This is a genomic window from Xenorhabdus sp. PB30.3, assembly GCF_963895965.1.
GTDB lineage: Bacteria > Pseudomonadota > Gammaproteobacteria > Enterobacterales > Enterobacteriaceae > Xenorhabdus > Xenorhabdus stockiae.
This window is the reverse complement of the sequence record NZ_CAWQMW010000130.1, coordinates 1-25,942: the sequence shown is the minus strand read 5'-3', so window position 1 is coordinate 25,942 and position 25,942 is coordinate 1. Positions and strand designations below refer to the sequence as shown.

Annotated in this window: 21 protein-coding genes and 4 tRNA genes; 19 read left to right on the top strand and 6 right to left on the bottom strand. The window is 45.5% G+C overall.

Features of this window, described 5'->3' with window-relative positions; genetic code table 11:
• Positions 1-15: 15 nt before the first annotated feature.
• A complete protein-coding gene (gppA, locus tag AACX38_RS11310; protein ID WP_228864334.1) occupies positions 16-1,524 on the bottom strand; it encodes a guanosine-5'-triphosphate,3'-diphosphate diphosphatase in 1,509 nt (502 codons plus the stop codon).
• A 37-nt stretch (positions 1,525-1,561) separates the two neighbouring features.
• Positions 1,562-2,845: an ATP-dependent RNA helicase RhlB gene (gene rhlB / locus AACX38_RS11305; RefSeq protein WP_228864333.1), complete on the bottom strand. Its 1,284-nt coding sequence runs from the start codon at positions 2,843-2,845 to the stop codon at positions 1,562-1,564.
• 134 nt (positions 2,846-2,979) lie between these two features.
• Between rhlB and trxA the strand changes: the two genes are divergently transcribed.
• From trxA to AACX38_RS11210, 19 genes are all read left to right on the top strand, one after another.
• The gene (gene trxA, locus AACX38_RS11300; RefSeq protein ID WP_369800383.1) at positions 2,980-3,306 is read left to right on the top strand and encodes a thioredoxin TrxA; all 327 of its coding nucleotides are present in this window, start codon (positions 2,980-2,982) and stop codon (positions 3,304-3,306) included.
• 705 nt (positions 3,307-4,011) lie between these two features.
• Positions 4,012-5,271, top strand: coding sequence for a transcription termination factor Rho (rho, locus tag AACX38_RS11295; RefSeq protein ID WP_010845326.1), 1,260 nt, complete (start codon positions 4,012-4,014; stop codon positions 5,269-5,271).
• A gap of 352 nt (positions 5,272-5,623) precedes the next feature.
• Complete coding sequence (gene wecA / locus AACX38_RS11290) at positions 5,624-6,712, top strand: UDP-N-acetylglucosamine--undecaprenyl-phosphate N-acetylglucosaminephosphotransferase (RefSeq protein ID WP_228864332.1); 1,089 nt, start codon at positions 5,624-5,626, stop codon at positions 6,710-6,712.
• 33 nt (positions 6,713-6,745) lie between these two features.
• Positions 6,746-7,801 (top strand): ECA polysaccharide chain length modulation protein, encoded by a 1,056-nt coding sequence (gene wzzE / locus AACX38_RS11285; protein WP_228864331.1) that lies wholly within the window; start codon positions 6,746-6,748, stop codon positions 7,799-7,801.
• A 56-nt stretch (positions 7,802-7,857) separates the two neighbouring features.
• The gene (wecB, locus tag AACX38_RS11280) at positions 7,858-8,988 is read left to right on the top strand and encodes a non-hydrolyzing UDP-N-acetylglucosamine 2-epimerase (protein WP_228864330.1); all 1,131 of its coding nucleotides are present in this window, start codon (positions 7,858-7,860) and stop codon (positions 8,986-8,988) included.
• Positions 8,985-10,247 (top strand): UDP-N-acetyl-D-mannosamine dehydrogenase, encoded by a 1,263-nt coding sequence (gene wecC / locus AACX38_RS11275; protein ID WP_228864329.1) that lies wholly within the window; start codon positions 8,985-8,987, stop codon positions 10,245-10,247. The genes wecB and wecC overlap by 4 nt, the downstream gene beginning before the upstream one ends.
• Entirely contained in the window at positions 10,244-11,344 is a 1,101-nt protein-coding gene (gene rffG / locus AACX38_RS11270) for a dTDP-glucose 4,6-dehydratase (protein WP_228864328.1), read from the top strand. The genes wecC and rffG overlap by 4 nt, the downstream gene beginning before the upstream one ends.
• An 18-nt stretch (positions 11,345-11,362) precedes the next feature.
• Positions 11,363-12,238, top strand: coding sequence for a glucose-1-phosphate thymidylyltransferase RfbA (gene rfbA, locus AACX38_RS11265; RefSeq protein ID WP_228864327.1), 876 nt, complete (start codon positions 11,363-11,365; stop codon positions 12,236-12,238).
• Positions 12,222-12,953 (top strand): dTDP-4-amino-4,6-dideoxy-D-galactose acyltransferase, encoded by a 732-nt coding sequence (gene rffC, locus AACX38_RS11260; protein ID WP_228864326.1) that lies wholly within the window; start codon positions 12,222-12,224, stop codon positions 12,951-12,953. Before rfbA ends, rffC begins: the two co-directional genes overlap by 17 nt.
• Entirely contained in the window at positions 12,940-14,088 is a 1,149-nt protein-coding gene (rffA, locus tag AACX38_RS11255) for a dTDP-4-amino-4,6-dideoxygalactose transaminase (RefSeq protein ID WP_228864325.1), read from the top strand. The genes rffC and rffA overlap by 14 nt, the downstream gene beginning before the upstream one ends.
• A 1-nt stretch (position 14,089) precedes the next feature.
• A complete protein-coding gene (gene wzxE, locus AACX38_RS11250; RefSeq protein ID WP_228864324.1) occupies positions 14,090-15,340 on the top strand; it encodes a lipid III flippase WzxE in 1,251 nt (416 codons plus the stop codon).
• Positions 15,337-16,437 carry a TDP-N-acetylfucosamine:lipid II N-acetylfucosaminyltransferase gene (locus AACX38_RS11245; protein WP_228864323.1) on the top strand — a complete coding sequence of 367 codons (1,101 nt, stop codon included), beginning with the start codon at positions 15,337-15,339 and terminating at the stop codon, positions 16,435-16,437. The genes wzxE and AACX38_RS11245 overlap by 4 nt, the downstream gene beginning before the upstream one ends.
• Positions 16,434-17,849: an ECA oligosaccharide polymerase gene (wzyE, locus tag AACX38_RS11240; RefSeq protein ID WP_228864322.1), complete on the top strand. Its 1,416-nt coding sequence runs from the start codon at positions 16,434-16,436 to the stop codon at positions 17,847-17,849. The genes AACX38_RS11245 and wzyE overlap by 4 nt, the downstream gene beginning before the upstream one ends.
• On the top strand, positions 17,836-18,573 hold the full coding sequence (wecG, locus tag AACX38_RS11235) for a lipopolysaccharide N-acetylmannosaminouronosyltransferase (RefSeq protein ID WP_228864321.1): 738 nt from the start codon (positions 17,836-17,838) through the stop codon (positions 18,571-18,573). The genes wzyE and wecG overlap by 14 nt, the downstream gene beginning before the upstream one ends.
• A gap of 255 nt (positions 18,574-18,828) precedes the next feature.
• A complete protein-coding gene (thrP, locus tag AACX38_RS11230; protein WP_228864320.1) occupies positions 18,829-20,229 on the top strand; it encodes a bifunctional threonine/serine APC transporter ThrP in 1,401 nt (466 codons plus the stop codon).
• 148 nt (positions 20,230-20,377) lie between these two features.
• A tRNA-Arg gene (locus tag AACX38_RS11225) sits at positions 20,378-20,454 on the top strand.
• A 75-nt stretch (positions 20,455-20,529) separates the two neighbouring features.
• Positions 20,530-20,605, top strand: a tRNA-His gene (locus tag AACX38_RS11220).
• A gap of 16 nt (positions 20,606-20,621) precedes the next feature.
• Positions 20,622-20,708 (top strand) — tRNA-Leu (locus tag AACX38_RS11215).
• Positions 20,709-20,748: 40 nt separating this feature from the next.
• A tRNA-Pro gene (locus AACX38_RS11210) sits at positions 20,749-20,825 on the top strand.
• Between the two features lie 759 nt (positions 20,826-21,584).
• On the opposite strand, the gene hemY is transcribed toward AACX38_RS11210, so the two are convergent.
• From hemY to hemC, 4 genes are read right to left on the bottom strand one after another with little or no spacing between them, the layout of a single operon-like run.
• On the bottom strand, positions 21,585-22,793 hold the full coding sequence (gene hemY / locus AACX38_RS11205) for a protoheme IX biogenesis protein HemY (protein ID WP_228864319.1): 1,209 nt from the start codon (positions 22,791-22,793) through the stop codon (positions 21,585-21,587).
• 2 nt (positions 22,794-22,795) lie between these two features.
• Positions 22,796-23,977: a uroporphyrinogen-III C-methyltransferase gene (gene hemX, locus AACX38_RS11200; protein ID WP_228864318.1), complete on the bottom strand. Its 1,182-nt coding sequence runs from the start codon at positions 23,975-23,977 to the stop codon at positions 22,796-22,798.
• 20 nt (positions 23,978-23,997) lie between these two features.
• Positions 23,998-24,771: a uroporphyrinogen-III synthase gene (hemD, locus tag AACX38_RS11195; RefSeq protein ID WP_228864317.1), complete on the bottom strand. Its 774-nt coding sequence runs from the start codon at positions 24,769-24,771 to the stop codon at positions 23,998-24,000.
• Positions 24,768-25,781, bottom strand: a complete 1,014-nt coding sequence (gene hemC, locus AACX38_RS11190) for a hydroxymethylbilane synthase (RefSeq protein ID WP_099119950.1) — start codon at positions 25,779-25,781, stop codon at positions 24,768-24,770. The genes hemD and hemC overlap by 4 nt, the downstream gene beginning before the upstream one ends.
• Between the last annotated feature and the right edge of the window lie 161 nt (positions 25,782-25,942).

Genomic DNA, 25,942 nt, shown 5'->3' with positions numbered 1-25,942 from the left:
TATAAGGTGCCGGGTTTATCCCAAATGAGTGTTGCTCTGCTCTTCAATAAAAAGTGGCCAGTGGACATAATGTTGCCATGTACTTTCCTGATGCAGAATTTCAGCCCTGAGAGGATGCTGGGCTTGCCACTGATATGGAAGAGTGATGGTAAGCGTTTCATTTTCAGCCTGTAAACGCAGAGCAGACAAAGAGTCATCCTGCCGTCGGCTGGCGAAAATAATGGCGAGACGCAGTAAACGACACAATCTCAGTGCCAGCTGTGCCGGTAAGGCATTTTGCTGATTCAGTGATGCTAAATCGATAGCTCCGCTCTGATTTTGCAATAATGTCGCTAGCAGGCGTTTTTGAGCAGGGGTGTAACCGGGTAGATCTAAATGACTAATCAGATAAGCAGAATGGGCCGGCCCCTGACGGAAATCGATACACAGGCCGATTTCATGCAGCAAACAAACACTGACTAACAGTTCCCGGCATCGCTCATCCAGTTCCCATGTTTTAGCAACTTGCTGAAAGAAATGTTCTGCCAGTTGTCTGACGCGCAGTGCCTGTTCTGCATCAATCTGAAAACGCTGCTGAATATTCTGTAGGGTTCTGGCCCGGACATCCTGCTCGACAGGTAATTCCAGCATTCCGTAAACCAGACCTTCCCGCAACGCGCCTCCTGCCAGAATCATGCTCTCAATTTCTAATGCCTGAAAGATAGCAATCAGGATTGCGAGGCCACTTGGAAAAACCAGTGCCCGCTCCAGAGTCAGGCCATTTATTTCCAGCTCTTCCAGCTTCCCGCATTCAATCGCCTTAGATTTGAGTTGTTGCAGTTTGGGCAGAGTGATAAGTTCATCCATGCCCTGAGCAATCATTATCTCCTGAAGCGCCTGAACGGTGCCGGATGCTCCGACACAAATCTGCCAGCCCTGTTTCAGCAGTGTCGTGGTGATCGGAGCAAGGATCTGGTGAGCTGCCGCTTCTGCTTTAGCAAAGTTTTCTTCTGTCAGGCTGCGATCATTGAAATAACGTTCGAGCCAGGTAACACAACCCATCTCAAGGCTGAATAACTGTGTGGCATTTGCGCCTGTACCTGTAACCAGCTCTGTACTGCCCCCGCCAATATCCACCACCAGACGCTCCTCCGGACCGCCTGTGGTGTGAGCAACGCCCTGATAAATCAGCCGGGCTTCTTCTTCCCCTCGGATAACTTTGACCGGGGAACCTAAGATTTCAGAGGCTTTCCCGACAAACTCACCGGAATTTTCAGCAAGTCGCAGTGTAGCTGTTGCGACAACGCGGATCTGTGGAGCAGGAATATCCTGCAAATATTCCGCAAAAAGGCGAAGGCATTGCCATCCTCGTTCCATTGCCTGTTGTGACAAGTGGTTATTTTTATCTAATCCAGCGGCCAGCCTGACCTTACGCTTGATTCGGGCAACCACCTGAATACTATCGGATACTCTGCGGACAACCAGCATATGAAAGCTGTTTGAGCCTAAATCGATAGCGGCATAGAGCGAAGAAGAACTCAGCATTTTGTTATTCCAGAATTACGTTAATCAGCCTGAACGTTTACGGATTGCGTTTACGATTACGAACAGTGTTTCCACGGCGTGGCATATTAGTGCGGCGTGGATGTCCCCCTGAGCGCGAACGGTTACGGCGTTTGGGCACTGGTAAATCTTTCAGCAATGCATCACTGTTATATTTGCTTACAGGGATCTGGTGCTGAATATATTCTTCAATAGCCGGCAGATTCAGCGCATACTCTTCACAGGCCAGACTGATTGAATGACCACTTTCGCCTGCCCGGCCGGTTCGGCCAATGCGATGGACGTAGTCTTCACAGTCATCCGGCAAATCATAGTTAAATACGTGTGTTACTGATGGAATATGCAGCCCGCGTGCAGCAACATCAGTAGCAACCAGAATATCCACATTTCCCAGACTGAACTCTTCCAGTATGCGCAGGCGTTTTTTCTGTGCGACATCACCGGTCAGCAGGCCGACACGATGACCATCGGCAGCCAGATGCGCCCAGATATCTTCACAGCGATGTTTGGTATTAGCAAAAATAATACAGCGGTCGGGCCACTCTTCTTCCAACAGGGTCTGTAACAGGCTCATTTTCTCTTCATTGGAAGGATAAAACAGTTCTTCCTTAATACGGTGCCCTGTTTTCTGTAATGGTTCGACTTCCACATACTCAGGATTGTTCATCTGCTCAAAAGCTAACTCACGTACCCGATAAGAGAGTGTAGCGGAAAACAGCAGCGTCATACGCTCAGTCGCAGAAGGAATACGACGGAATAGCCAGCGGATATCCTTGATAAAACCAAGGTCATACATCCGATCCGCTTCATCCAGTACAACAACCTGAATAGCGCTGAGATTAATATATCCCTGCTTAGCATAATCAATCAGGCGGCCTGTAGTACCAATGATGATATCAACACCGGCTTCCAGTACTTTTAACTGCTTATCATAGCCATCTCCGCCATAAGCAAGCCCCATTTTTAGCCCGGTGGCTTCAGCCAGTTCTTCTGCATCAGAATAAATCTGGACAGCCAGTTCGCGGGTCGGAGCCATAATCAGCGCACGTGGCTGATTGGTTTTATGATCCGCCGCAGCGGGGTGGCTGAGTAAATAATGAAAAGTAGACGTCAGAAATGCCAGCGTCTTACCCGTTCCTGTTTGTGCTTGCCCCGCAACATCCTGGCCTTCGACAGTAAAAGGCAATGTTAGCGCCTGTATTGGCGTACAGTTTGAAAAGCCCTTTTTATCAAGGGCTTCAATGACCTTGGGGTGCAATGCGAAGTCGGAAAACTTCTTTTCTGTCAAATGTGTTTTGCTCATAGTGTGGTAGAATATCAGCTAACTATTGCTTTAAGAAAGTGTATCCGCTGAAATAAAGACACCTTATGTTGGTTAATGTAGACTGATAACCTAAAAGATTTTACTTTGGAGTCCAATTAATGAGTGAAAAGATTGTGAGTGCTGGCGTTATTCATCTGGCAGACAGTGACTTTAATGAAGATAAACTGCAATCAGAAGGTATTGTTCTGGTTGATTTTTGGGCAGAGTGGTGTGGTCCTTGCAAAATGGTCGCTCCTATTCTGGATGAAATCGCGGCAGAATATGCAGGTAAGCTGACGGTTGCTAAACTGAATGTTGATGATCACACTGAAACCGCACCAAAATTTGGTATCCGTGGCATCCCGACACTGATTCTGTTTAAAGACGGTGAGAAAGTAGCAGTAAAAGTGGGAGCTTTGTCAAAAACTCAACTGAAAGAATTTTTGGAGCCATACCTCTAACTTAGAGTTTGCTCACAGTAATTAAGGACGTTTAGCGGATAAGGTGATTTATCTTACTGACAGCTAGACGTCCGCTACGAAGCATGGTAAGTTAGCGACCACGTGCTTATATGGAACATGCATAGAAAAATTTTCATCATCTGCATGAATAATTGACAACGGACATGTTACATACTAAACAATCTGTAGTGTCTGATAAATCTGTTATCTCTGACACCTTGAAATATCTGATGGCATATCGTATTTAGTACAGTATCTAAAAGCATATAGTATCTAAAAGCATATATAGTGAGTCATTCAGTATATAGCCTGATGCTGAAGACGTCTTTATGCTAACATCCCAATGATGTTTTCGTTCCAGCGTCTATGTTGAAGCCTTCTTTTACTGAACCTCTTTTGCTGAGATAATATTTGCTAAAACAGTATTTGTTGAAACGGTACTTACGCTGAGATAGCTTTTCACTGAGATAGTTTTTAGTTCTGAACTTAATCACATTTTGTTATTACCATCTCAGCCGTGCATTCACAGTTTGTTAGCCTTATTTTGAAATCAATTAGAGTACTTCAGACTATTACCTTGTAATATAAATTTATATGTTAAAAGGTTGTATTTGTTTTGGGTACAAATAAACAGGCACCGATAACGCTGCCATACCATTCACGTTCATAGTTCGAGATATACCCCGAGTTAAAGAACCCACCATTATGAATCTTACCGAATTAAAAAATACGCCGGTATCAGAGTTAATTACTCTCGGCGAAAATATGGGGCTGGAAAATCTGGCTCGTATGCGCAAGCAAGACATTATTTTCTCTATCCTCAAACAGCATGCGAAGAGCGGAGAGGATATTTTCGGAGATGGTGTGCTGGAGATATTGCAGGATGGATTCGGTTTCCTCCGCTCCGCAGACAGCTCCTACCTTGCAGGCCCCGATGATATCTACGTTTCTCCTAGTCAAATCCGCCGCTTTAACCTCCGTACCGGTGACACCATTTCAGGTAAAATCCGCCCACCAAAAGAAGGTGAACGTTATTTTGCCCTGTTAAAAGTTAATGAAGTTAACTTTGATAAGCCAGAAAATGCCCGCAGCAAGATCCTGTTTGAAAACCTCACCCCACTTCATGCTAATAACCGTTTGCGCATGGAGCGTGGTAATGGTTCTACAGAAGACCTGACAGCCCGAGTTCTGGATTTGGCTGCACCTATCGGTCGTGGTCAGCGTGGTCTGATTGTTGCACCACCAAAAGCGGGTAAAACCATGTTGCTGCAAAACATTGCGGCGAACATTGCACATAACTATCCAGACTGCGTATTGATGGTATTGCTGATCGATGAGCGTCCAGAAGAAGTGACCGAAATGCAGCGCCTGGTAAAAGGTGAAGTTATCGCTTCTACTTTTGATGAGCCTGCTTCCCGCCACGTTCAAGTGGCTGAAATGGTCATCGAAAAAGCAAAACGTCTGGTTGAACATAAAAAAGACGTTATTATCCTGTTGGATTCCATAACCCGCCTTGCCCGTGCATATAACACCGTTGTTCCGGCTTCTGGTAAAGTGCTGACCGGTGGTGTGGATGCCAATGCTCTACATCGTCCAAAACGTTTCTTTGGTGCGGCACGTAATGTTGAAGAAGGTGGTAGCCTGACCATCATCGCTACAGCGCTGGTTGATACCGGTTCTAAAATGGATGAGGTCATTTACGAAGAATTTAAAGGTACAGGTAATATGGAATTGCACCTGTCCCGTAAGATTGCAGAAAAACGTGTTTTCCCTGCGATTGATTACAACCGTTCTGGTACGCGTAAAGAAGAGTTGCTCACGACTCAGGATGAGCTACAGAAGATGTGGATATTGCGTAAAATTATTCACCCTATGGGTGAAATTGATGCAATGGAATTCCTTATCAATAAATTGGCTATGACAAAAACAAACGAAGAATTTTTCGACTTTATGAAACGTTCGTAGTCTGCAAATAACAATTGATAGTCCATAAACAAAAAGTAATTAAGCGATCATTTCTTCAAAAAAACGCCACTCTTCTGTGGCGTTTTTTATAGGTGTGTTAAATTATCCGTTGAAATGGTACATGTTTTGCATGTTTTTCGTTTGATTGAATGAGTGTTTCTTGGGCGGAAATTTTATAGAAGTTCTATAAATAACTATTAATCATTACTTGTAATCTGCATTATTTTTTTGATTTTTATTTATACATAGCAGGATGTCTTCTTGAACAGGGAACTTATGGGCTGGCTATTAAATCCATAAGTTAATGAATAATAGATGGCCATCATTATTATTTTTACAGAGAGTTGTTATTGTGAATATACCCAGCATGAGTGCCGAAGTTTTTTGCATCTTCATATTTTCATTCGTTTTTTTGTTCATGGCAAGGAAGGTAGCAAAAAAGGTTGGTCTTGTTGATAAGCCGAATTACCGTAAACGTCACCATGGTTTAATTCCTTTGGTGGGGGGGATATCTGTTTTTGTGAGTGTCTGTTTTGCTTTTGTTATAACAAAAGAGTTTATACCACATAAGTGGCTGTATTTGTTTTGTGCAGGGATACTGGTTTTTATTGGTGCTCTGGATGATCGGTTTGATATCAGTGTAAAAATTCGTGCAACAATTCAGGCTTTAGTCGGCATCAGTATGATGTATTTCGCTGACCTGAGACTTGAAAGCTTGGGTAATACTTTTGGTCCGTGGGAAATGACGCTGGGGCCATTTAGCTACGTCGTCACCCTGTTTGCGGTCTGGGCTGCCATTAATGCTTTTAATATGGTAGATGGTATCGATGGCCTGTTAGGTGGCCTGTCCTGCGTCTCTTTCGGAGCTTTGGGTATCCTGCTGTATGAGAGCGGCAATACAGCTTTAGCATTCTGGTGCTTTGCATTTATCGCCGGGATACTGCCTTATATTTTTCTTAATCTGGGGCTATTGGGTAAACGCTTTAAAGTCTTTATGGGCGATGCCGGGAGTACATTAATTGGTTTTACCATTATCTGGTTGTTGACTGAGGCGACTCAGGGTGGAAATCGTTCTATCAATCCTGTGACGGCTTTATGGATCATTGCCATTCCGTTGATGGATATGGTTGCAATTATGTACCGCCGACTGCGTAAGGGAATGAGTCCGTTCTCACCGGATCGCCAGCATATTCATCACTTAATCATGCGCGCTGGTTTTACGTCCCGTCAGGCCTTTGTCCTAATCACAATGACAGCAGCATTATTAGCCGGGATTGGCATTATTGGCGAACGGCTGGATTTTGTTCCTCAATGGGTAATGTTGGCATTATTTTTGCTTGCATTTATGTTGTATGGTTATTGCATCAAAAGAGCATGGCGTGTAGCCCGTTTTATCAAACGGTGGAAACGCCGGATGCGTCGGGTTGCAAGCCATCACTAAAAAAACATCGGCTTATCAAAGAGGTTTTGCGCAGTGGAAAACTCAGAAACGAAATCTAATCAGGATCAAACGGTTACAGAGCATGAACTGGATATTCGTGCGCTATGTTGTGCTCTGTGGCGTGGAAAGATATGGATTATCGCACTGGCAATAATTTTCGCTGCTGTTGCTCTGGCTGCATCGTATCTGATGCAGCAAAAATGGAGCGCAACCGCTATTGTGGATTTACCGACAACTAATAATCTGGGGAGTTATTACTCACAACAGCAATTTTTGCGTAATCTGGATACGCATATTAATGCTTCACCGGAAGCCCAACTGCCGACCATTCCCGATGGGGCTTACAAAGAGTTCATGATACAGGCTGAAGCTTATGATACTCGTCGTGAATTCTGGCTGCACTCTAATTATTACAAACAGCGTCATGACGGTAAGAGCAAAGCTGATGCAGTGTTACTGGAAGAATTAATCAACAATATTCAGGTAACACGTCGCGGTGAAAAAAATGCCCAGAATGAAAGTATCAAACTGACGGCAGAAACAGCCGCTGATGCTAACCGGCTTTTGCGGGAGTACATTGCTTTTGCTAACCAGCGTGCGAGTACTCATCTGAATGACGAAATAAAAGGCGCGTGGGCAACACGGACTCAGTCAATGAAAGCGCTGGTCAAACGGCAGGAACTCGTCGCTAAGGCCATGTATAACCGTGAGTTGAACGTATTGCAGCAATCATTAAAAGTTGCTGAAAAACAGGGTATTCAGCGTAACCAGACAAACATCCCTATCAGTGAATTACCTGAATCCAAAATGTTTATGCTGGGAGTCCCATTACTACAGGCTCAGCTTGAAACACTGGAGGCTACAGGCCCTAATTACAGTATCGATTATGATCAAAATATAGCGATGCTGTCGACACTCAGTGTCGGCCCCACTTTACAGAACACTTTTCAGACCTACCGTTATCTTAGAACGCCAGAAGAACCCGTTAATAGAGACAGCCCTCGCCGTGTATTTATGATGATTTTGTGGGGAGCTGTAGGTCTGTTGGTTGGTGCCGGAGTCGCATTAGCGAGGCGTTCACGCACATAATTTTATATTCCTTTGTGGAACTACCCAGCAATGATTAACAAAATAAGAGAGCCACTGTGAAAGTGTTGACTGTGTTTGGTACTCGCCCGGAAGCCATCAAAATGGCGCCGCTGGTACACGCTTTAGCCGAGGATAGTGATTTTGAGGCAAAAGTTTGTGTGACCGCACAGCATAGGGAAATGTTGGATCAGGTACTGAACTTATTTGGGATCAAGCCGGATTTTGATCTCAATATTATGAAGAAAGGGCAGGATCTGACGGATATTACCTGCCGGATACTTGAATCCATAAAGCCGGTATTAAATGAATTCAGGCCAGATGTAGTACTGGTACACGGTGATACCACTACCACAATGGCGACCAGTCTGGCCGCTTTTTATCAGAGAATACCGGTAGGGCATGTTGAGGCAGGGCTGAGAACAGGCGATCTTTACTCTCCATGGCCGGAAGAGGCCAACCGTAAAATTGCAGGTCATCTGGCAACGTATCATTTTGCTCCGACAGAAAACTCCCGCAGTAATCTCTTACAGGAATCTATTGCAGACAAGGCTGTTTTCGTTACGGGAAATACCGTTATTGATGCTTTGCTCTGGGTGCGTGATCGCATTATGCATGATGACATATTAAGGGGGCAGCTTGCCGAGCTTTACCCTTTTATTGATCCTGCTAAAAAGATGATTTTGGTAACAGGCCATCGCCGAGAGAATTTTGGTGGTGGTTTTGAGCGAATCTGTGAAGCACTGGCGCAAATCGCCAGAATGCACCCAGATGTGCAGGTTGTTTATCCTGTACACCTGAATCCCAATGTATGCGAACCGGTAAAACGTATTTTGCATGGTATTGATAATATTATTCTTATCAGTCCACAGGATTATCTGCCCTTTGTTTATCTGATGGATCATGCCTATTTGATCCTGACTGATTCAGGCGGAATTCAGGAGGAAGCTCCCTCACTCGGTAAGCCCGTTTTGGTTATGCGTAATACCACAGAGCGGCCGGAAGCGGCTGATGCGGGTACTGTGCGGCTGGTAGGAACAAAAACCCAAACTATTGTTGATGAAGTCACGCGTTTATTGACGGATGACTCCGCTTATCAACAAATGAGCCGGGCCCATAATCCTTACGGGGATGGCAAGGCTTGCCAGAAAATTCTGGAAATATTGAAGAAAAATCAGGTGACATTATGAGTTTTGAAACAATTTCTGTGATCGGTCTTGGTTATATCGGTTTACCTACTGCGGCAGCATTTGCTTCCTGCCAGAAAACGGTTATTGGTGTTGATGTTAACCAGCATGCAGTGGAGACGATTAATCGTGGAGAGATTCACATTGTTGAGCCTGATTTGGATCAAGTTGTAAAAACAGCTGTTGAAGGTGGTTATCTGAGAGCGGTAACTTCGCCTCAGCCAGCGGATGCATTTCTGATTGCGGTTCCTACGCCTTTTAAGGGCGATCATGAGCCTGATATGGCTTATGTTTATTCAGCAGCAGAATCCATTGCACCTGTTTTGAAAAAAGGCGATCTGATTATTCTGGAATCAACATCGCCAGTCGGTGCAACGGAACAAATGGCCGAGAGGCTGGCAGAAGCCCGACCGGATCTCTCCTTTCCGCAACAGGCAGGGGAAAATTCAGATATTGATATCGCTTATTGCCCTGAACGGGTATTACCGGGTCAGGTCATGGTGGAGCTAATCAAAAACGACCGTGTTGTAGGAGGAATGACCCCAAAATCGTCTTCCAGAGCAAGTGAGCTGTATAAAATTTTCCTTGAAGGTGAATGTGTTGTCACCAACGCCAGAACGGCAGAAATGTGTAAGCTGACTGAGAACAGCTTCCGGGATGTTAACATTGCCTTTGCCAATGAACTCTCGCTTATCTGTGCTGAACAGGAAATTAATGTCTGGGAATTAATTCGTCTGGCAAACCGACATCCTCGGGTTAATATCCTGCAACCGGGACCAGGAGTCGGCGGGCACTGCATTGCAGTCGATCCGTGGTTTATTGTGTCACAAAATCCTACACAGTCTCGCCTGATCCGTACCGCCCGCCTTGTTAACGACGACAAACCACTTTGGGTGGTTGATCAGGTGAAAGCCGCAGTCGCGGATTGTCTGGCCGAAAGCGACAAGCGAGCCAGTGAAATTAAAATTGCCTGCTTTGGTCTGGCATTTAAATCAAACATTGATGATTTACGTGAAAGTCCGGCAGTTCATATCACCAAAATGATTGCGCAGTGGCATGCTGGTTCTACTCTGGCTGTTGAACCGAATATTCACGAGCTGCCTCATTCACTGGAAGGTGTGGTGGAGCTGGTCAGCCTACAACAGGCACTGGAAGAGGCTGATGTTGTATTGATGCTGGTAGATCACAGCCAGTTTAAGGCTATCAATGGCAGTCAGATAAAACAAAAATGGGTTGTAGATAGCAAAGGAGTCTGGCGTTGAAACGTATTCTAATTACTGGTGGTGCAGGGTTTATTGGTTCTGCGGTGGTTCGCCACATCATAAATCACACTGAAGACAGTGTCGTTGTGGTTGATAGCCTGACTTATGCCGGCAATCTTGAGTCACTGGCACCGGTCGCTGATCATCCTCGTTATGCGTTTGAGCAGGCGGATATCTGTCATCGTGATGCTTTGGAACGTATTTTTCAGCAATATCAGCCTGATGCGGTGATGCATCTGGCGGCGGAAAGCCATGTTGATCGCTCCATTGATGGGCCAGCGGCATTCATTGAAACCAATATCATTGGCACTTACACCCTATTAGAAGCGGCTCGTGCATTCTGGCAGCAGTTAGATCAGGAAAAACAGGCAACATTCCGTTTTCACCATATTTCAACGGATGAAGTCTATGGTGATCTGCATGGCGAAGAGGGATTTTTCACAGAAACGACACCTTATGCGCCGAGCAGCCCTTATTCAGCATCCAAGGCATCCAGCGATCATCTGGTCAGGGCATGGCAACGCACTTATGGTTTACCGACAGTGATCACGAACTGCTCGAATAACTATGGGCCTTACCATTTCCCGGAAAAACTGATCCCGCTGGTGATCCTGAATGCACTGGCGGGTAAACCTTTGCCTGTCTACGGTGAGGGAAAACAGATCCGTGACTGGCTGTATGTGGAAGATCACGCACGGGCACTGCATCTGGTAGTGACTCAGGCTGTACCGGGTGAGACATATAATATTGGCGGCCATAACGAGCGCCGTAATATTGATGTGGTCGAGACGATTTGCGAGTTGCTGGAAGAGTTTAAGCCGGAAAAACCAGCCGGTGTGGCGCATTACCGAGAGCTGATTACCTACGTTACAGATCGCCCGGGGCATGATATGCGTTATGCCATTGATGCTGCAAAAATTGAGCGTGAATTAGGCTGGAAACCACAGGAAACGTTTGAATCCGGTATTCGTAAGACAGTGCAGTGGTATCTGGCAAACGAAAACTGGTGGTGCAGGGTGCAGGATGGCTCTTATGCGGGAGAACGCCTTGGCTTGTCTGAACATGATGGACAGTTTGATCATTGCGGAAATAAATAAACCCATCAGGGGGATGACATGAAAGGAATTATACTGGCAGGTGGCTCCGGCACACGCCTGTACCCAATAACACGCGGCGTCTCAAAGCAGTTATTGCCTATTTATGACAAGCCAATGATCTACTATCCGTTGTCAGTCTTAATGCTGGCAGGGATACGCGATATCCTGATTATTTCCACGCAGGAAGACTTACCCTCCTTTAAACGGTTACTGGGTGATGGTGAGCGTTTTGGCATTCATCTGAGCTATGCAGTACAGCCTTCGCCGGATGGTCTGGCACAGGCATTCCTGATTGGTGAAGAGTTTATTGGGGATAATCCTTGTTGTCTGGTGCTGGGTGACAATATTTACTTTGGTCAGGCATTCAGTCCGAAGCTACAAAGTGTTGCGGCCCGTAGTCATGGCGCTACTGTATTCGGCTATCAGGTTATGGATCCTGAACGGTTCGGTGTTGTGGAGTTTGACGAACAATATCGCGTTCTTTCTATTGAAGAGAAGCCAGTACAGCCAAAATCCAATTGGGCGGTGACCGGGCTTTACTTTTATGACAACAACGTTGTGGATTTCGCTAAGCGGGTAAAACCTTCTGTCCGTGGAGAGCTGGAAATTACCAGCATTAATCAGATGTATCTGGAACGTGGCGAGCTGAATGTTGAATTACTCGGGCGTGGTTTTGCCTGGCTGGACACCGGTACCCATGACAGCCTGATTGAAGCCAGTATGTTTGTGCAGACTGTCGAAAAACGGCAGGGCTTCAAAATTGCCTGTCTGGAAGAGATTGCATGGCGTAATGGCTGGATGAGCGATGAGCAGGTCAGAGCTTCTGCGGCAGAGTTAACTAAAACAGGCTATGGCCAATATTTGCTGGATTTACTCAATGTGTATTCACGCTGATATTGAACCTCTGGCATGGGACAGCCAATTTTTTGGTCTGTCCACTGCCCGTCTGAATATCATAACGGCCTCTTCACCGTCTGCTGTGCCAGTCACTGTGGCTAAACTGGATGAATATGCCTTAGTACAGGCAAAAGTACCGGCTCAGCAGGTTTATCTGATTGATCAATTATCAGCGCTGGGCTTTTCTCTGGTGGAAGGTGAAGCAGATTTACGGTTATCCATTAGCCCAGAAAAAGCAGGCAGGGATCAGGCATTAATAACCGCGACCTCACAGGATATTCCGTTACTTAAAGCGGCGGCAGCCAGCGTATTTTCAACCAGTCGCTTTCGTACACCCTGGTATCAGGTGAATGATAGTGGCCGTTTTTATGCTGCATGGGTTGAGAAGGCGGTTTTGGGCACCTTTGACCATGAGTGCCTGCTTGTTAATGATGAGTGTGGCAATCCTGCTGGTTTTGTCACCATGAGAAAGATAGGAAGTCATGAAGCACGGATAGGTTTGCTGGCGGCAATGCCGGGCAAATTGCAGCAGGGGATCGGAAAAAAATTAATGTCAGCGGCGCAACAATGGTGCCATAACCATGAGATACAATGCCTGAGAATTGCAACGCAAATCAGCAACATCACGGCTTTGCGCCTTTATACACGTAGTGGTGCAACAATTGAAAGCACTGCATATTGGTTATACAGAGGACGAAATGATTCCATTTAACAAACCCCCGGTTATCGGCACTGAACTGGAATATATGCAACAGGCGATGGCCAGTGGGAAATTGTGTGGTGATGGTGATTTTACCAAACGTTGTGAAGAGTGGATGGAGAAACGCTTTAGTTGTCCGGATGCTTTGCATAAAACAAAGGTGTTGTTAACGCCTTCCTGTACTGCTTCCTTAGAAATGGCGGCAATACTGTTGAATATCCAGCCGGGTGATGAAGTCATCATGCCGAGCTACACTTTTGTTTCGACTTCCAATGCTTTTGTTCTGCGTGGAGCAACCATTGTTTTCGTGGATATTCATCCGGATACGATGAACATTGATGAAACCAAAATTGAAGCAGCCATCACGGATAAAACCCGCGCCATTGTACCAGTGCATTATGCGGGGGTAGCCTGTGAAATGGATATCATTATGGCATTGGCAGAAAAGTATAATCTGTATGTCGTAGAAGATGCTGCACAGGGCGTTATGTCAACCTATAAAGGGCGTGCGCTGGGGACGATTGGTCATATTGGTTGTTTCAGCTTTCATGAAACTAAAAATTACTCAGCTGGAGGCGAAGGTGGAGCGACCCTGATCAATGATCAATCCATGCTTGCCCGTGCCGAAGTTATCCGTGAAAAAGGGACTAACCGTGCTCAGTTTTTCCGGGGGCAGGTAGACAAGTATACCTGGCGTGACATTGGTTCCAGCTATCTGCTTTCTGACTTACAGGCGGCATTTCTGTGGGCACAACTGGAAGTCGCGGATAAAATTAATCATCGCCGCCTGACGCTATGGAATAACTATTATCAGGCGCTGAAACCATTGGCTGATAAAGGGCTGCTGACTTTGCCTGTTGTGCCAGAAAATCTGGGACACAATGCCCACATGTTTTATATCAAACTGAAAGATGTGGCAGAACGTAGTGAATTTAATCGTTTTATGAAAGAGGCGGATATCCTGACGGTATTCCATTACGTTGCACTGCATACCAGTCCGGCTGGTGAGAAATGTGGTCGTTTTCATGGCGAAGACCGCTTCACTACCTGTGAAAGTGAGCGCCTAGTGCGTTTACCGATGTTTTATAATATTACTGATGAAGAACAACAGGTTGTCATCAGTCGCATCAAGGAATTTTTTGCCTGATATGTCACTTGCCAAAGCCTCAGTCTGGACGGCTGGCTCCACACTAATCAAAATTGGTGTGGGGTTACTGGTCGTTAAACTTCTGGCCGTCTCCTTTGGCCCGGCAGGGGTGGGGCAGGCGGGGAATTTCCGCCAGCTCATAACTGTTCTGGGAGTATTGTCTGGTGCCGGGATTTTCAATGGTGTGACCAAATATGTAGCCGAGCACCATTCTCAGCCGGAAAAGCTTAAGGCTGTACTGGGAACGTCATCCTCAATTATTCTGGGGTTTTCTACCCTGCTAGCGGTAGTGTTCCTGTTATTCAGTGAAGCTATCAGTACTAGCCTGTTTGGTCACAATCATTACAAAACTGTTGTGCAGGCGCTCGCATTTATTCAAATGGGAATCGCTTATGCCAACTATTTTCTGGCTATTTTGAAAGGGTTCCGCGATGCTCAGGGAAATGCACTGGCGATTATACTCGGCAGCCTGACAGGGGTGATTGCTTATGGCCTGTGTTATTGGCTGGGGGGTTATGAAGGTGCACTGGCTGGTCTGGCTTTAGTGCCCGCTTTGGTGGTTTTGCCGGCAGGAATGATGTTACTGCAACGCAAAACGATAGCATTGTCAGCACTGAAACCTACATGGGATCGCGCCATTGCCAGCCATTTGGGGAAGTTTACGCTAATGGCTTTGCTGACTTCCATTACACTGCCAGTCGCTTACATCATGATGCGGAACTTAATGGCTGAGCGTTATAGCTGGGAAGAAGTGGGAATTTGGCAGGGTGTAAGCAGTATTTCCGATGCTTATTTACAATTTATCACGGCCTCTTTCACCGTTTATTTGCTACCGACCCTTTCTCGACTGGAAAGTAAAAATAAGATCACCAGTGAGATCGTAAAGGCGTTAAAGTTTGTATTACCCGCAGTGGCTGCTGCCAGTTTTTCCGTCTGGTTATTGCGTGACTTTGTTATCTGGCTATTGTTTTCAGATAAATTTACCGCAATGCGGGATCTATTCGCATGGCAGCTGGTGGGAGATGTTCTGAAAGTTTGTGCCTATGTTTTTGGCTATCTGGTGATAGCAAAAGCCGCCTTACGCTTTTATATATTGGCGGAAGTCAGCCAGTTTCTGTTGCTGACAGGCTTTTCTCACTGGCTGATCCCGATAAATGGAGCGCTTGGGGCAGCACAATCTTATATGGCGACCTATGTCGTTTATTTTAGCCTTTGTTGTAGCGTATTTATTATTTATTGCAGACGAGCATGACAACCTTAATCCACGTTTTGGGATCGGATATCCCGCATCACAATCAAACGTTACTGCGTTTTTTTAATGACGTACTGGCACCGGAAACTAAGCCTTCAGCCAAGCCGTGTTTTATGGTGGTGGCTAAAGATGCTTCATGGCAAGACCCTTTATGGATAGCCGAAAATTATCCTGCTTTAACTATCACAATTTATGAAAATAAAGCAGTATTATCGCAGGCAGTCATTGCAATGGCACAGGAAGAGCGGGCTAACCGTTTCTTTTTTCATGGGCAGTTCAATGCAGGCTTATGGCTGGCTTTATTAGCCGGAAAAATCAAAAGTCATCAATTCTGGTGGCATGTGTGGGGGGCTGATTTGTACGAGGATTCCCGCCAGCTTAAATTTCGTGTGTTCTATCTATTGCGCCGTCTGGCTCAGAAGCGGGTTGGGCGAGTATTTGCGACACGGGGAGATCTTAACTATTTCGCGAAATCGCATCCGCGAGTACCGGCTTCACTGCTCTATTTCCCAACACGCATGACACCTTCGCTGACAGTGAAAGACAAACTATTTTCACCTGAAGGGATCACCATTTTATTGGGAAATTCAGGTGATCAATCTAATCGGCATATTGAAGCACTACACAAAATTCATCGTCAGTTTGGTTCAGAAACCCGGCTTATCCTGCCAATGGGTTATCCCGATAATAATCAGGCTTATATCCAGAATGTAGAACAGGCCGCATTATCGTTATTCCGGGCTGAAAATATCCGAATACTGAAAGAAAAAATGACATTTGATGATTATTTATCATTACTGCGTCAATGTGATTTGGGCTATTTTATTTTTCAGCGCCAGCAGGGAATAGGAACGCTTTGCCTGCTGATTCAACAGGGGATCCCTTTTGTTCTGAGCCGCCAGAATCCATTCTGGCAGGACTTAGCCGAACAGCAAATACCGGTTCTGTTTGATGGTGATGAACTGAATAAGCATTGGGTGCAGGAAGCGCAGCGTCAGATGCTGTCTCTCGATAAGAAGGCAATCGCTTTTTTTGATCCTAACTTTGTCAAAGGGTGGAAAATTGCCCTGCTGGAAGCATCTGGAGAGCTGCAATGACGTTGGTGCAATTTGGTGGGCTGTTTGTTGTTTATGCAATCTCGTTGATTTTTATTCTGACACTGACGTATCAAGAATTTCAGCGAGTTCGTTTTAATTTTAATATTTTTTTCTCACTGCTTTATCTGCTGACTTTTTATTTTGGTTTCCCACTGACAAGCATACTGGTTTTCCAGTTTGATGTGCAGGTTGTACCGGTGAGTTCACTGCTGTATGCAATATTGGCATCAACTTGTTTCTATGCCATTTATTATGTCAGTTATAAAGTACGTCTCAGGTACCGGGTATCGGGAAAGGAATACGCAACGAGTGGTCTTGTTCCGCGTAAGCCATTGTTCACCATGAACCGAGTGGAGACTAATCTGGCGTGGTTTTTGTTAGCGGGTATAGCCATTTTCTCTGTTGGCTCTTTCTTCCTGCAAAATGGTTTTCTGTTATTTAAGCTACAGTCGTACAGCCAGATCTTTTCCAGTAAGGTTTCCGGGGTAGCGCTTAAACGCTTTTTCTACTTCTTTATCCCCGCCATGCTGGTGGTATTTTTCCTGAAACCGACCAAAACGCGTTGGCTGTTATTTTTAGTGGGAACCGTTGGGTTCGGCATTCTGACTTATGTGATTGTCGGAGGAACACGAGCCAATATCATTATTGCGTTTGCACTGTTTCTGTTCATCGGTATTGTCCGGGGCTGGATTACATTGTGGATGCTGCTTGTGGCCGGTGTTATTGGGATTGTCGGTATGTTCTGGCTGGCCCTGAAGCGTTATAGCCTTGATGTGAGCGGAGCAGAAGCGTTTTATACTTTCTTGTATTTGACCCGTGATACTTTTTCTCCGTGGGAAAATCTGGCTTTGCTGCTGGATAACTACAGCAAAATTGACTTTCAGGGATTAGCCCCGATTATCCGGGATTTCTATGTTTTTATTCCGGGCTGGGTCTGGCCGGACAGGCCGAATCTGGTCTGGAACACAGCTAATTATTTTACCTGGGATGTGTTGAATAACCACTCTGGTTTAGCGATTTCCCCGACGCTGATAGGCTCGTTGGTCGTTATGGGAGGCGTGTTTTTTATACCGCTTGGTGCAGTTGTTGTTGGCATGATTATCAAGTGGTTTGACTGGATTTATGAAGCCGGGAAACAGGAAGAAAACCGTTATAAAGCAGCTATTTTACAGGCATTCTGCTTTGGCGCGATTTTTAACATGATAGTCCTTGCCCGTGAAGGTATGGATTCTTTTGTTTCTCGTGTTGTGTTCTTTGGTGCTGTCTTTGGTCTGTGCCTGATAGTAGCAAAATTGCTGTACTGGCTGTTCGATAGTGCAGGGCTTGTTCGGAAGTTTGTCATCACCAATATGTCTGTATCACCAGAAACACCTGCTCGGGTGGATGTAAGGAGCAAAAATGGCGCTGAATGATATTCGTAAATATCGTATCCGTGGTCTGGAGCTGTGGGGATTTCAGGGAATGTCACATTTCCTCGATCATCTTTTTCAGGATGGGCAGATCAAGACAGGGACACTGGTGGCTATCAATGCAGAGAAAGTGCTTACTGCTGAGAAAGACAATGCACTGAGTATGCTGCTGGATGAAGCGGAATATCTTTATGCAGATGGCATCAGTATTGTGCGTGCCATTCGGCGTAAATATCCGGATGCACAGGTGTCACGCATTGCGGGCGCGGATTTATGGGAAGCCCTGATGGAGCGCGCAGGACGTGAAGGTACTCCGGTCTTTTTGGTGGGAGGAAAACCGGAAATTCTGGCGCAGACAGTAAACAAACTTCGTAAACAGTGGGACGTCAATATTGTAGGCAGTCAGGATGGTTATTTTACCGCTGATGAGCGCGATGTGGTATTTGAACGTATCCGTGCCAGCGGTGCGAAGATTGTTACGGTTGCAATGGGCTCGCCAAGGCAGGAAATTTTTATGCGTGACTGCCGAAAAGTGCATTCTGGCTCACTGTATATGGGGGTCGGAGGAACGTATGATGTTTTCACTGGGCATGTGAAGCGTGCGCCAAAAGTCTGGCAGAACTTAGGTCTGGAATGGCTTTATCGTCTGTTGTCGCAGCCTAGCCGTATCCGCCGGCAAATCAAACTGTTGAAGTTTTTGGGGTATTACTACAGCGGCAAGCTGTAGGTGATATTTTAATTGCTGTTAACCCACTGTGTCCGTCTTAACGTTACGTATGGCGCAGTGGGCGGCCTTACCTTAGTCCACTTCATTTAACTATCTTCGTTGACTCGATTTTACAATTTTTTATTTCACTGATAAGCAAAACGTGCTTTGATCCCTGCCTTTTTACAACTATCTTCACAACCATTGATTATTAATTCCTGTATTTTTTCTGTTTGCAAATAAATATAGACACCATAAAAATGGATAGGGAGTTTTATGAGTGATTCGAAACAAGATCTGCCCGAGCAGGGGCTGCAAAGAGGACTTGAAGCGCGACATATTGAGTTAATTGCGTTAGGTGGCACAATCGGTGTCGGGCTGTTCATGGGCTCTGCCAGTACCCTGAAATGGGCTGGTCCCTCAGTTTTACTGGCTTACATTATCGCCGGTCTTTTTGTCTTTTTCATTATGCGGTCAATGGGCGAAATGTTATTTCTTGAGCCTGTTACCGGTTCATTTGCTGCTTTTGGTCATAAATACCTCAGCCCCTACTGGGGATGCCTGACCGCCTGGGGTTACTGGTTCATGTGGGTTTCTGTCGGGATTTCAGAAATTACCGCTGTGGGAGTCTATGCTGAGTTCTGGTTCCCTGATTTACCACAATGGGTAGCGGCTTTGGTGGCGGTTAGTCTGGTGGCACTGGCTAATCTGGCGGCTGTGCGGCTGTATGGGGAGCTGGAATTCTGGTTTGCAATGATCAAAGTCACCACGATTATTGTGATGATTTTAGTCGGTATCGGGCTGATATTTTTTGGATTAGGAAATGACTGGCAAGCCATCGGCCTTGGTAATCTGACGGCTCATGGTGGTTTCTTTGCCGGTGGTTGGAAAGGATTTTTGTTTGCATTGTGTATTGTGGTTGCATCTTATCAGGGTGTCGAGTTGGTTGGTATCACCGCTGGTGAAGCCAAGAACCCACAGGTTACCCTGAAAAAAGCAATCAACAATATTTTGTGGCGTATTCTGATTTTCTATGTCGGGGCAATTTTCATTGTTGTAACCCTGTTTCCATGGACTGAGATAGGCAGCCATGGCAGCCCGTTCGTCATGACTTTTGCTAAAGTTGGTATTGCTTCAGCAGCGGCAGTGATCAACTTTGTGGTACTGACTGCGGCCCTTTCGGGATGTAACAGCGGCATGTACAGCGGAGGTAGAATGCTATATGCACTGGCTGAAAATCGTCAGTTGCCGGCTTCATTGCGTAAACTATCGAAAAATGGTGTACCTGTCAGATGTGTTGCAATCACTATTGGTTGCCTGATTGCCGGTTCCAGCCTGAATTATTTGATCCCGAATCCACAGTCTGTTTTTGTGTATGTCTATAGCGCCAGTGTTCTGCCGGGAATGGTACCGTGGTTTGTGATTCTGGTGAGCCAGCTACGTTTCCGTCAGCATCATCAGGAAGCCCTGAAACAGCACCCGTTTAAATCGATACTTTTCCCTTATATCAATTACCTGACACTGATTTTCTTGTCTTGTGTATTGATTGGGATGGCGATTAATCCGGATACGCGTTTTTCACTCATGGTTGGTGGTGCCTTCTTGCTGATTGTGTCACTGATTTATTGGGTAATAAAATTTATCCGGGAACAAAAACAGATAGAAAATGTAGGGTAAATTTTCATCTGAAAAACAATTTGCGGTGGGAAAGTGCTGCCTTTATCAACGAAATGAATAAAGCATAATCAAACGCACTATTTCTTTAAAAAAAGCACTGGACAGTTGGAGATTAAATCCGTACTATCCTCCACCGCAACGGCGTTAAGCGCCCGTAGCTCAGCTGGATAGAGCGCTGCCCTCCGGAGGCAGAGGTCTCAGGTTCGAATCCTGTCGGGCGCGCCATTTAAAGCGTGCAAGAGCAGTGACAATGGGTTATCGTGGTACGGCGTTGTAAGCAGTAATAAAAGATATGTTATGGTGGCTATAGCTCAGTTGGTAGAGCCCTGGATTGTGATTCCAGTCGTCGCGAGTTCGAGTCTCGTTAGCCACCCCATCTTTTTTATGACATTGCGAGGGTGGCGGAATTGGTAGACGCGCTAGCTTCAGGTGTTAGTGTCCTAACGGACGTGGGGGTTCAAGTCCCCCCCTTCGCACCATAAAAAAGAAAATGAGTATCTTAGCTTTAAAAAAATATTTCGGCGAGTAGCGCAGCTTGGTAGCGCAACTGGTTTGGGACCAGTGGGTCGGAGGTTCGAATCCTCTCTCGCCGACCAGATTCTTAAGAAAAGCCCTGCTATAAGCAGGGCTTTTCTTATTGTATTTAAAGAAAATAAAAAATATTTCCCTTTCCCTAAATCTCCTTTGCTTTTCTGATACTCGATTATTTTGAAATAGATTGTTTTTATTAGTTTGCAATTTTATTAACTTTTTGTTTTTAAAATTGTTTTAATCTCAGTGTTGTATTTCAACGACAAACGATACCCTTTACTGTCTCTAATTGGAGACGTGTAACTTGTTGATTATATTTGAGTGTAATTTAGATGCTGAATTGTTGTCTCAAATGAGAGACGGTATTTGGCGTATTTTGTAGAAAGCCAACTTATTCATTTTATCTCTTATGCTGTTTTTTCATCGAGTAGACTTTAGATTTAGACCATAGAGTTATTTATGCGTCTAGAATTGGGTGAGAAGGAAATCTGGCATGAAAAATGCATTAGTAAAATCGTAGATGCTCATCCCACTCCTTATGACAGCATAGCTTCATAAACCTCGGGATGATGTAGAGCTGATGCTGGTGCCTATGGTCCATGTTATAGATGAGTAAGCAATTTTCTTTTCATCACGAACCGGACATAACGTTGAGTGAGGCACTATCCGTCTGTAGACCTGATTGTATTTATGCACCTGTCTTTTATCGTGACAGGTGTTTTTTTTTGCCTGTTATTTTCTCTTCTGCATATTGTTCAGCATTTTTGCCATGATTAACGGTGATATCCCTGTCTTAATTGTTAATCATGACAAATTTCTAAAGGTTACGCTTCTTCCGGGGTACTTTCTCGTTTCAGTGTCAGCATAAAGCCTTTAGTACGTATTTGAGCGGCTTCTTCACGTTTATGCAGCCTATCCAGCGCATCAGCAAGCCAGGCGTAATCATGGGCATCAGGACGCTGTGCAAGGGCTGCCTTAAATGCTGTTTCTGCTTTTGCCCACTCGCCGTGACGTAATGCGACTTGCCCCAATGTACTGTTAAGCAGAGGTGTTTCACCATGTTGCTTCAGTAAATGTGACAGTGATTTTTGCACGACCTCGGAATTACCCGCTTTTAAGTGAGGAAGCAGCAGCAACAGCCGGTCATCATATTGTTGCTTTAATCCGTCGAGAATAATTCGCTGTGCAGTTTCATGATCATTACACTCGATCAGATGTTCAGCTATCGCAACCTGTAGCGCTGTTTCATTGCGGATCTTGCGGTGTTGATCTTTCCACCATGCTTTTAATCCGGCACTGCCTTTTTCTACCATGACCTGATTCATCAGCCCGATATACGCTTGCTGATGCAATTGAGTCATTTGCTCTTCGTCATGCAGGCCCACTTTCTTGATCGCAGGTAAAATATCAATCAGCGACTGGTAGGCACCTGAGCGCATATATGCCTGTTCAGCCAGCCGTAACACTTCCGGATGTCTCGGTGCTGTATCCAGTAACTTATCTACACTATTACGGGCTGCATGGGTTTCCCCTTGTGCTAACTGGATACGTGTGCGGGTAATATCGACAGGCAATTGGTCTTTATCCGCAACTTCGGCGGCGCGCTCGATATATTGATTGGTGCGGAAATAATCCCCTCGTTGCTGAGCCGCTTCCGCAGCAAGCAGGTAGTTAACGACAGGGTCTTCCGCATGGTCAGCATTACGTGTCATTAAATGTTCAACCTGTTTGAAGTCCCCCTCAGCCAGCTTGAGTAATGCTTGTCTGGTTTGTAAACGGGCACGCTTACGCTTATAGCCGCCAAAAATCCAGCTATGGGTAAAAGTGCTGGTGCGTTTTAATCTGCGGTAGCACCAGCCGATAAAAATCAGCAGGAATTGCAGCAGAAGGAACATGATCACTAAACCGGTCACGCTGGTAGTGATATCGTAATTGTCGGTCTGGATAAGAACGTATCCCTGATGCCCTGACAGGAAAGGGCCAAGAACAACACCGATAATAAGGATGACAAACAATAATAATATTTTCAGCATCTTCAACCCTCCTGAACAGGTGTTTCCGCCTGAGCTGGGGCATTTTCAGACTTTGGCTGATGCTCGGGTCCCGGCAGAGGTTGAGAAGCCGGCTGATAGATACGCTTACGTACTAAATCGGCCAGAATGGGCTGGCTGCTTAATTGTTCAGGCATTTCAATGGAAAGAGGCTGTTTTTCCAGCGCTTTCACTTCTTCCAGAAAGGTAATTGTGTCTGGCAATGAGGTATCAAAATAAGCGTTCACCCAGGTTGAAACAGATTCTAGTGAGTCCCGATAAGTATCAATTTGTCGGCGGGGGACCGCTTGAGCTGCAATTAACAGTTTAGAGCGAATATTCTCTCGCAGGTAGATTTCCTGCTTTGGTGCTAATAAAGGTTCTTTGGAGCCATCACGCGGTCTGATAGTGATGAAGTTATCCATAAAACTGTGCCAGCTTTTGCTCAGGTTCTGACGCCAGTCAGAGAGTGAAGCACTGATCTCTTTACCGTCTTCATCCATAGGCTTTCCCTGTTCTACTTTATCAACCAGAGGTAAGTTATCTACCTGATTTGATAAGTTATTCAGGGTCAGAATGATACCATCCAGATCGACTTGTTTAATTTTGGACAGCGTATCCATATCTGTCTTAATCGCTGAACGGGCTGGCATTAAGCTGGAGTCATTCATATCCGCAAGACTGTTGTCAGCATCTTTTAGCAGTGCAATGGCGGTGGCGATATCCTGATCACCCCATATCTTGCGGCTGGCCATTTTCACGAGAAAATTTGCCTGTGCCAGACGCCAGTTCTCAACGTCAGAATTCGTAACGGCAGAAACTCGATCCCGAAGTTCTGCCATGCGGCTGTCTACTTGCTGGATTTGTTGCTGGTTTTTCGTTCCTTCTTTCTGCAAGCCCTGTTTTAACTGTTCAATTTTGCTATCAGCATCCTGCTTATCGACAGATTGCTGTTGTATGAGGGAAGCAACCTGAGTTTGCAGATTGAGGTTTGCAGTTCTTAATGCCTCGTTCTGTTGTTTATTGTGATAATAAAGATAAAGCCCACCGGCGCCTACTGCCAAGGCGATGGCAATTGAGAGAGTACTGCCCACCCATCCATAACTTCTGGATTTGCGAGGAGCCTTTTCAGGCTGCTGAGGGTGTTGTGTCTCAACCGCATCAGTGGATTTCTTTTGTTCCGTCATAATGGACATCCCATATTGGTTTATTCCAGCGCCTGCATTAAGGCGTCATTATCTGCACTCTTGGCTACTTTTATTACTTGCCAGCCCAGTGTCCGGGCGATACTGGCGAGGCGGTCACTGACCACAATCAGTCGGCAATTTAATAACCACGCTTTGCTATTACTACTATCATTAGCGTTACCTTCAGCGCCATCACCTTCAATAACTAAGTTATATAACAGTCGTAACATTTCGCCACTGGTAACAACGATGATTTTTATACCACACTGCTGCCAGTAACGACTGAACTCAGCTGAATGATATTTGACAGCTCGACGTGCATAGCATTCACAGTAGTCGACTTCTGCTCCTCTTGCCCGCAGGGTTGAAGCAATCATTTCACGGCCACCATTACCCCGGAGTAATAAAACTTTTTTATCCTCCACCTGCTGCAAGGAGGGGAGTTGCAGTAAATCTTCACTTGTTTCTCCCTGCTCTGGCCAGAGAATGCTTTTCCCTGTTTTTTGATGAAAAAACAGGGAAGTTGATTTACCGATACCATAATAAGATAGTCTGTCAGACCATGACAGGCTATCTTGTACAAGCTGCTCACAGGCATAATGAACGGCATTTTTGGATAGCAGAAAAACAAAATCACCTGCCGTTAGCCTTTGCAGTTTATGAGACAGCACTGGCAAATCCGCCCCCGGATAAATTGAAATAAGTGGCGCACTGAATGCCGTTTTACCAGCAGCTTTTAACCGATTAACCAATTCTTCTCCTGCGGGGGCAGGGCGGGTGATTAAGATACTCATGCAGGTAGATCTCTCTGATAAACGTCAGCCAGAATCTGGCCGGCACCTTTCTCCAATAATTCTTCGGCCAGTGAAATACCCGCCTGACAAGCTTCTTCGGATGATATTGCTTTGTCACTGCTGATAGTGCTTTTACTACAGCTCGTTCTTTCACTACAGTTCGTTCTTTCACTATAAATAGTTCTTTCGCCCCGGATGATGTTACTACCATCAGGTGCGCCAACAAGCGCTCGTAGCCAGATATTATCGCCCTGCCAGATGGCATAACTGCCAATAGGAACCTGGCATCCCCCTTCCAGACGGGTATTCATGGCTCGTTCAGCGAGGACACAAATTTCCGTGTTTTTATGATTTAAAGGCGCAAGTAACTCACGGGTCTGCATGTCATCCAGACGGCACTCGATACCAACAGCACCTTGCCCGACAGCAGGAAGCAGTAATTCCGGCGCGAGTGGCATCCGGATGCGATCTTCCAGCCCTAATCTCTTCAGCCCGGCAGCCGCAAGGATAATGGCATCATAATCGCCCTTGTCCAGTTTGCTTAAACGGGTGCCAACGTTGCCACGTAAGTCTCGGATCACTAGGTCAGGACGAAGCTGGCGCAGCTGACACTGCCGGCGCAAACTGGATGTTCCGACGATACTGCCGGTTGGGAGGTCATCGAGCGAGGCGTATTCTACTGAAACAAAAGCATCTCGTGGATCTTCCCTTTCACAGATTGTGACCAATCCCAAACCATCAGGAAATTCGACTGGGACATCTTTCATGGAATGAACGGCAATATCAGCACGATTTTCAAGCATTGCCAGTTCCAGCTCTTTTACAAATAACCCTTTGCCACCAACCTTGGCGAGAGGGGTATCAAGAATGATATCTCCACGGGTGGTCATAGGAATTAATTCAACCTGCAAATCAGGATGAAAATGTTTTAGTTGTTTTTGAACATATCGAGCTTGCCACATAGCCAGAGGGCTTTGGCGAGTCGCAATGCGAATGGTTTTCATTGTCATGGATAATAGTATTGGATAATTGTATTAATTAACGGCAATTGGAGGTTTTTAACCTCAGAAGTGAAAAACAGAACAGTAAAAATAGATCTCTTTTAACACTTCGATAATGTTTTTTCCAGTTAAGAAAAACTCGAATAGTATATAAATATACAGTCTTAATT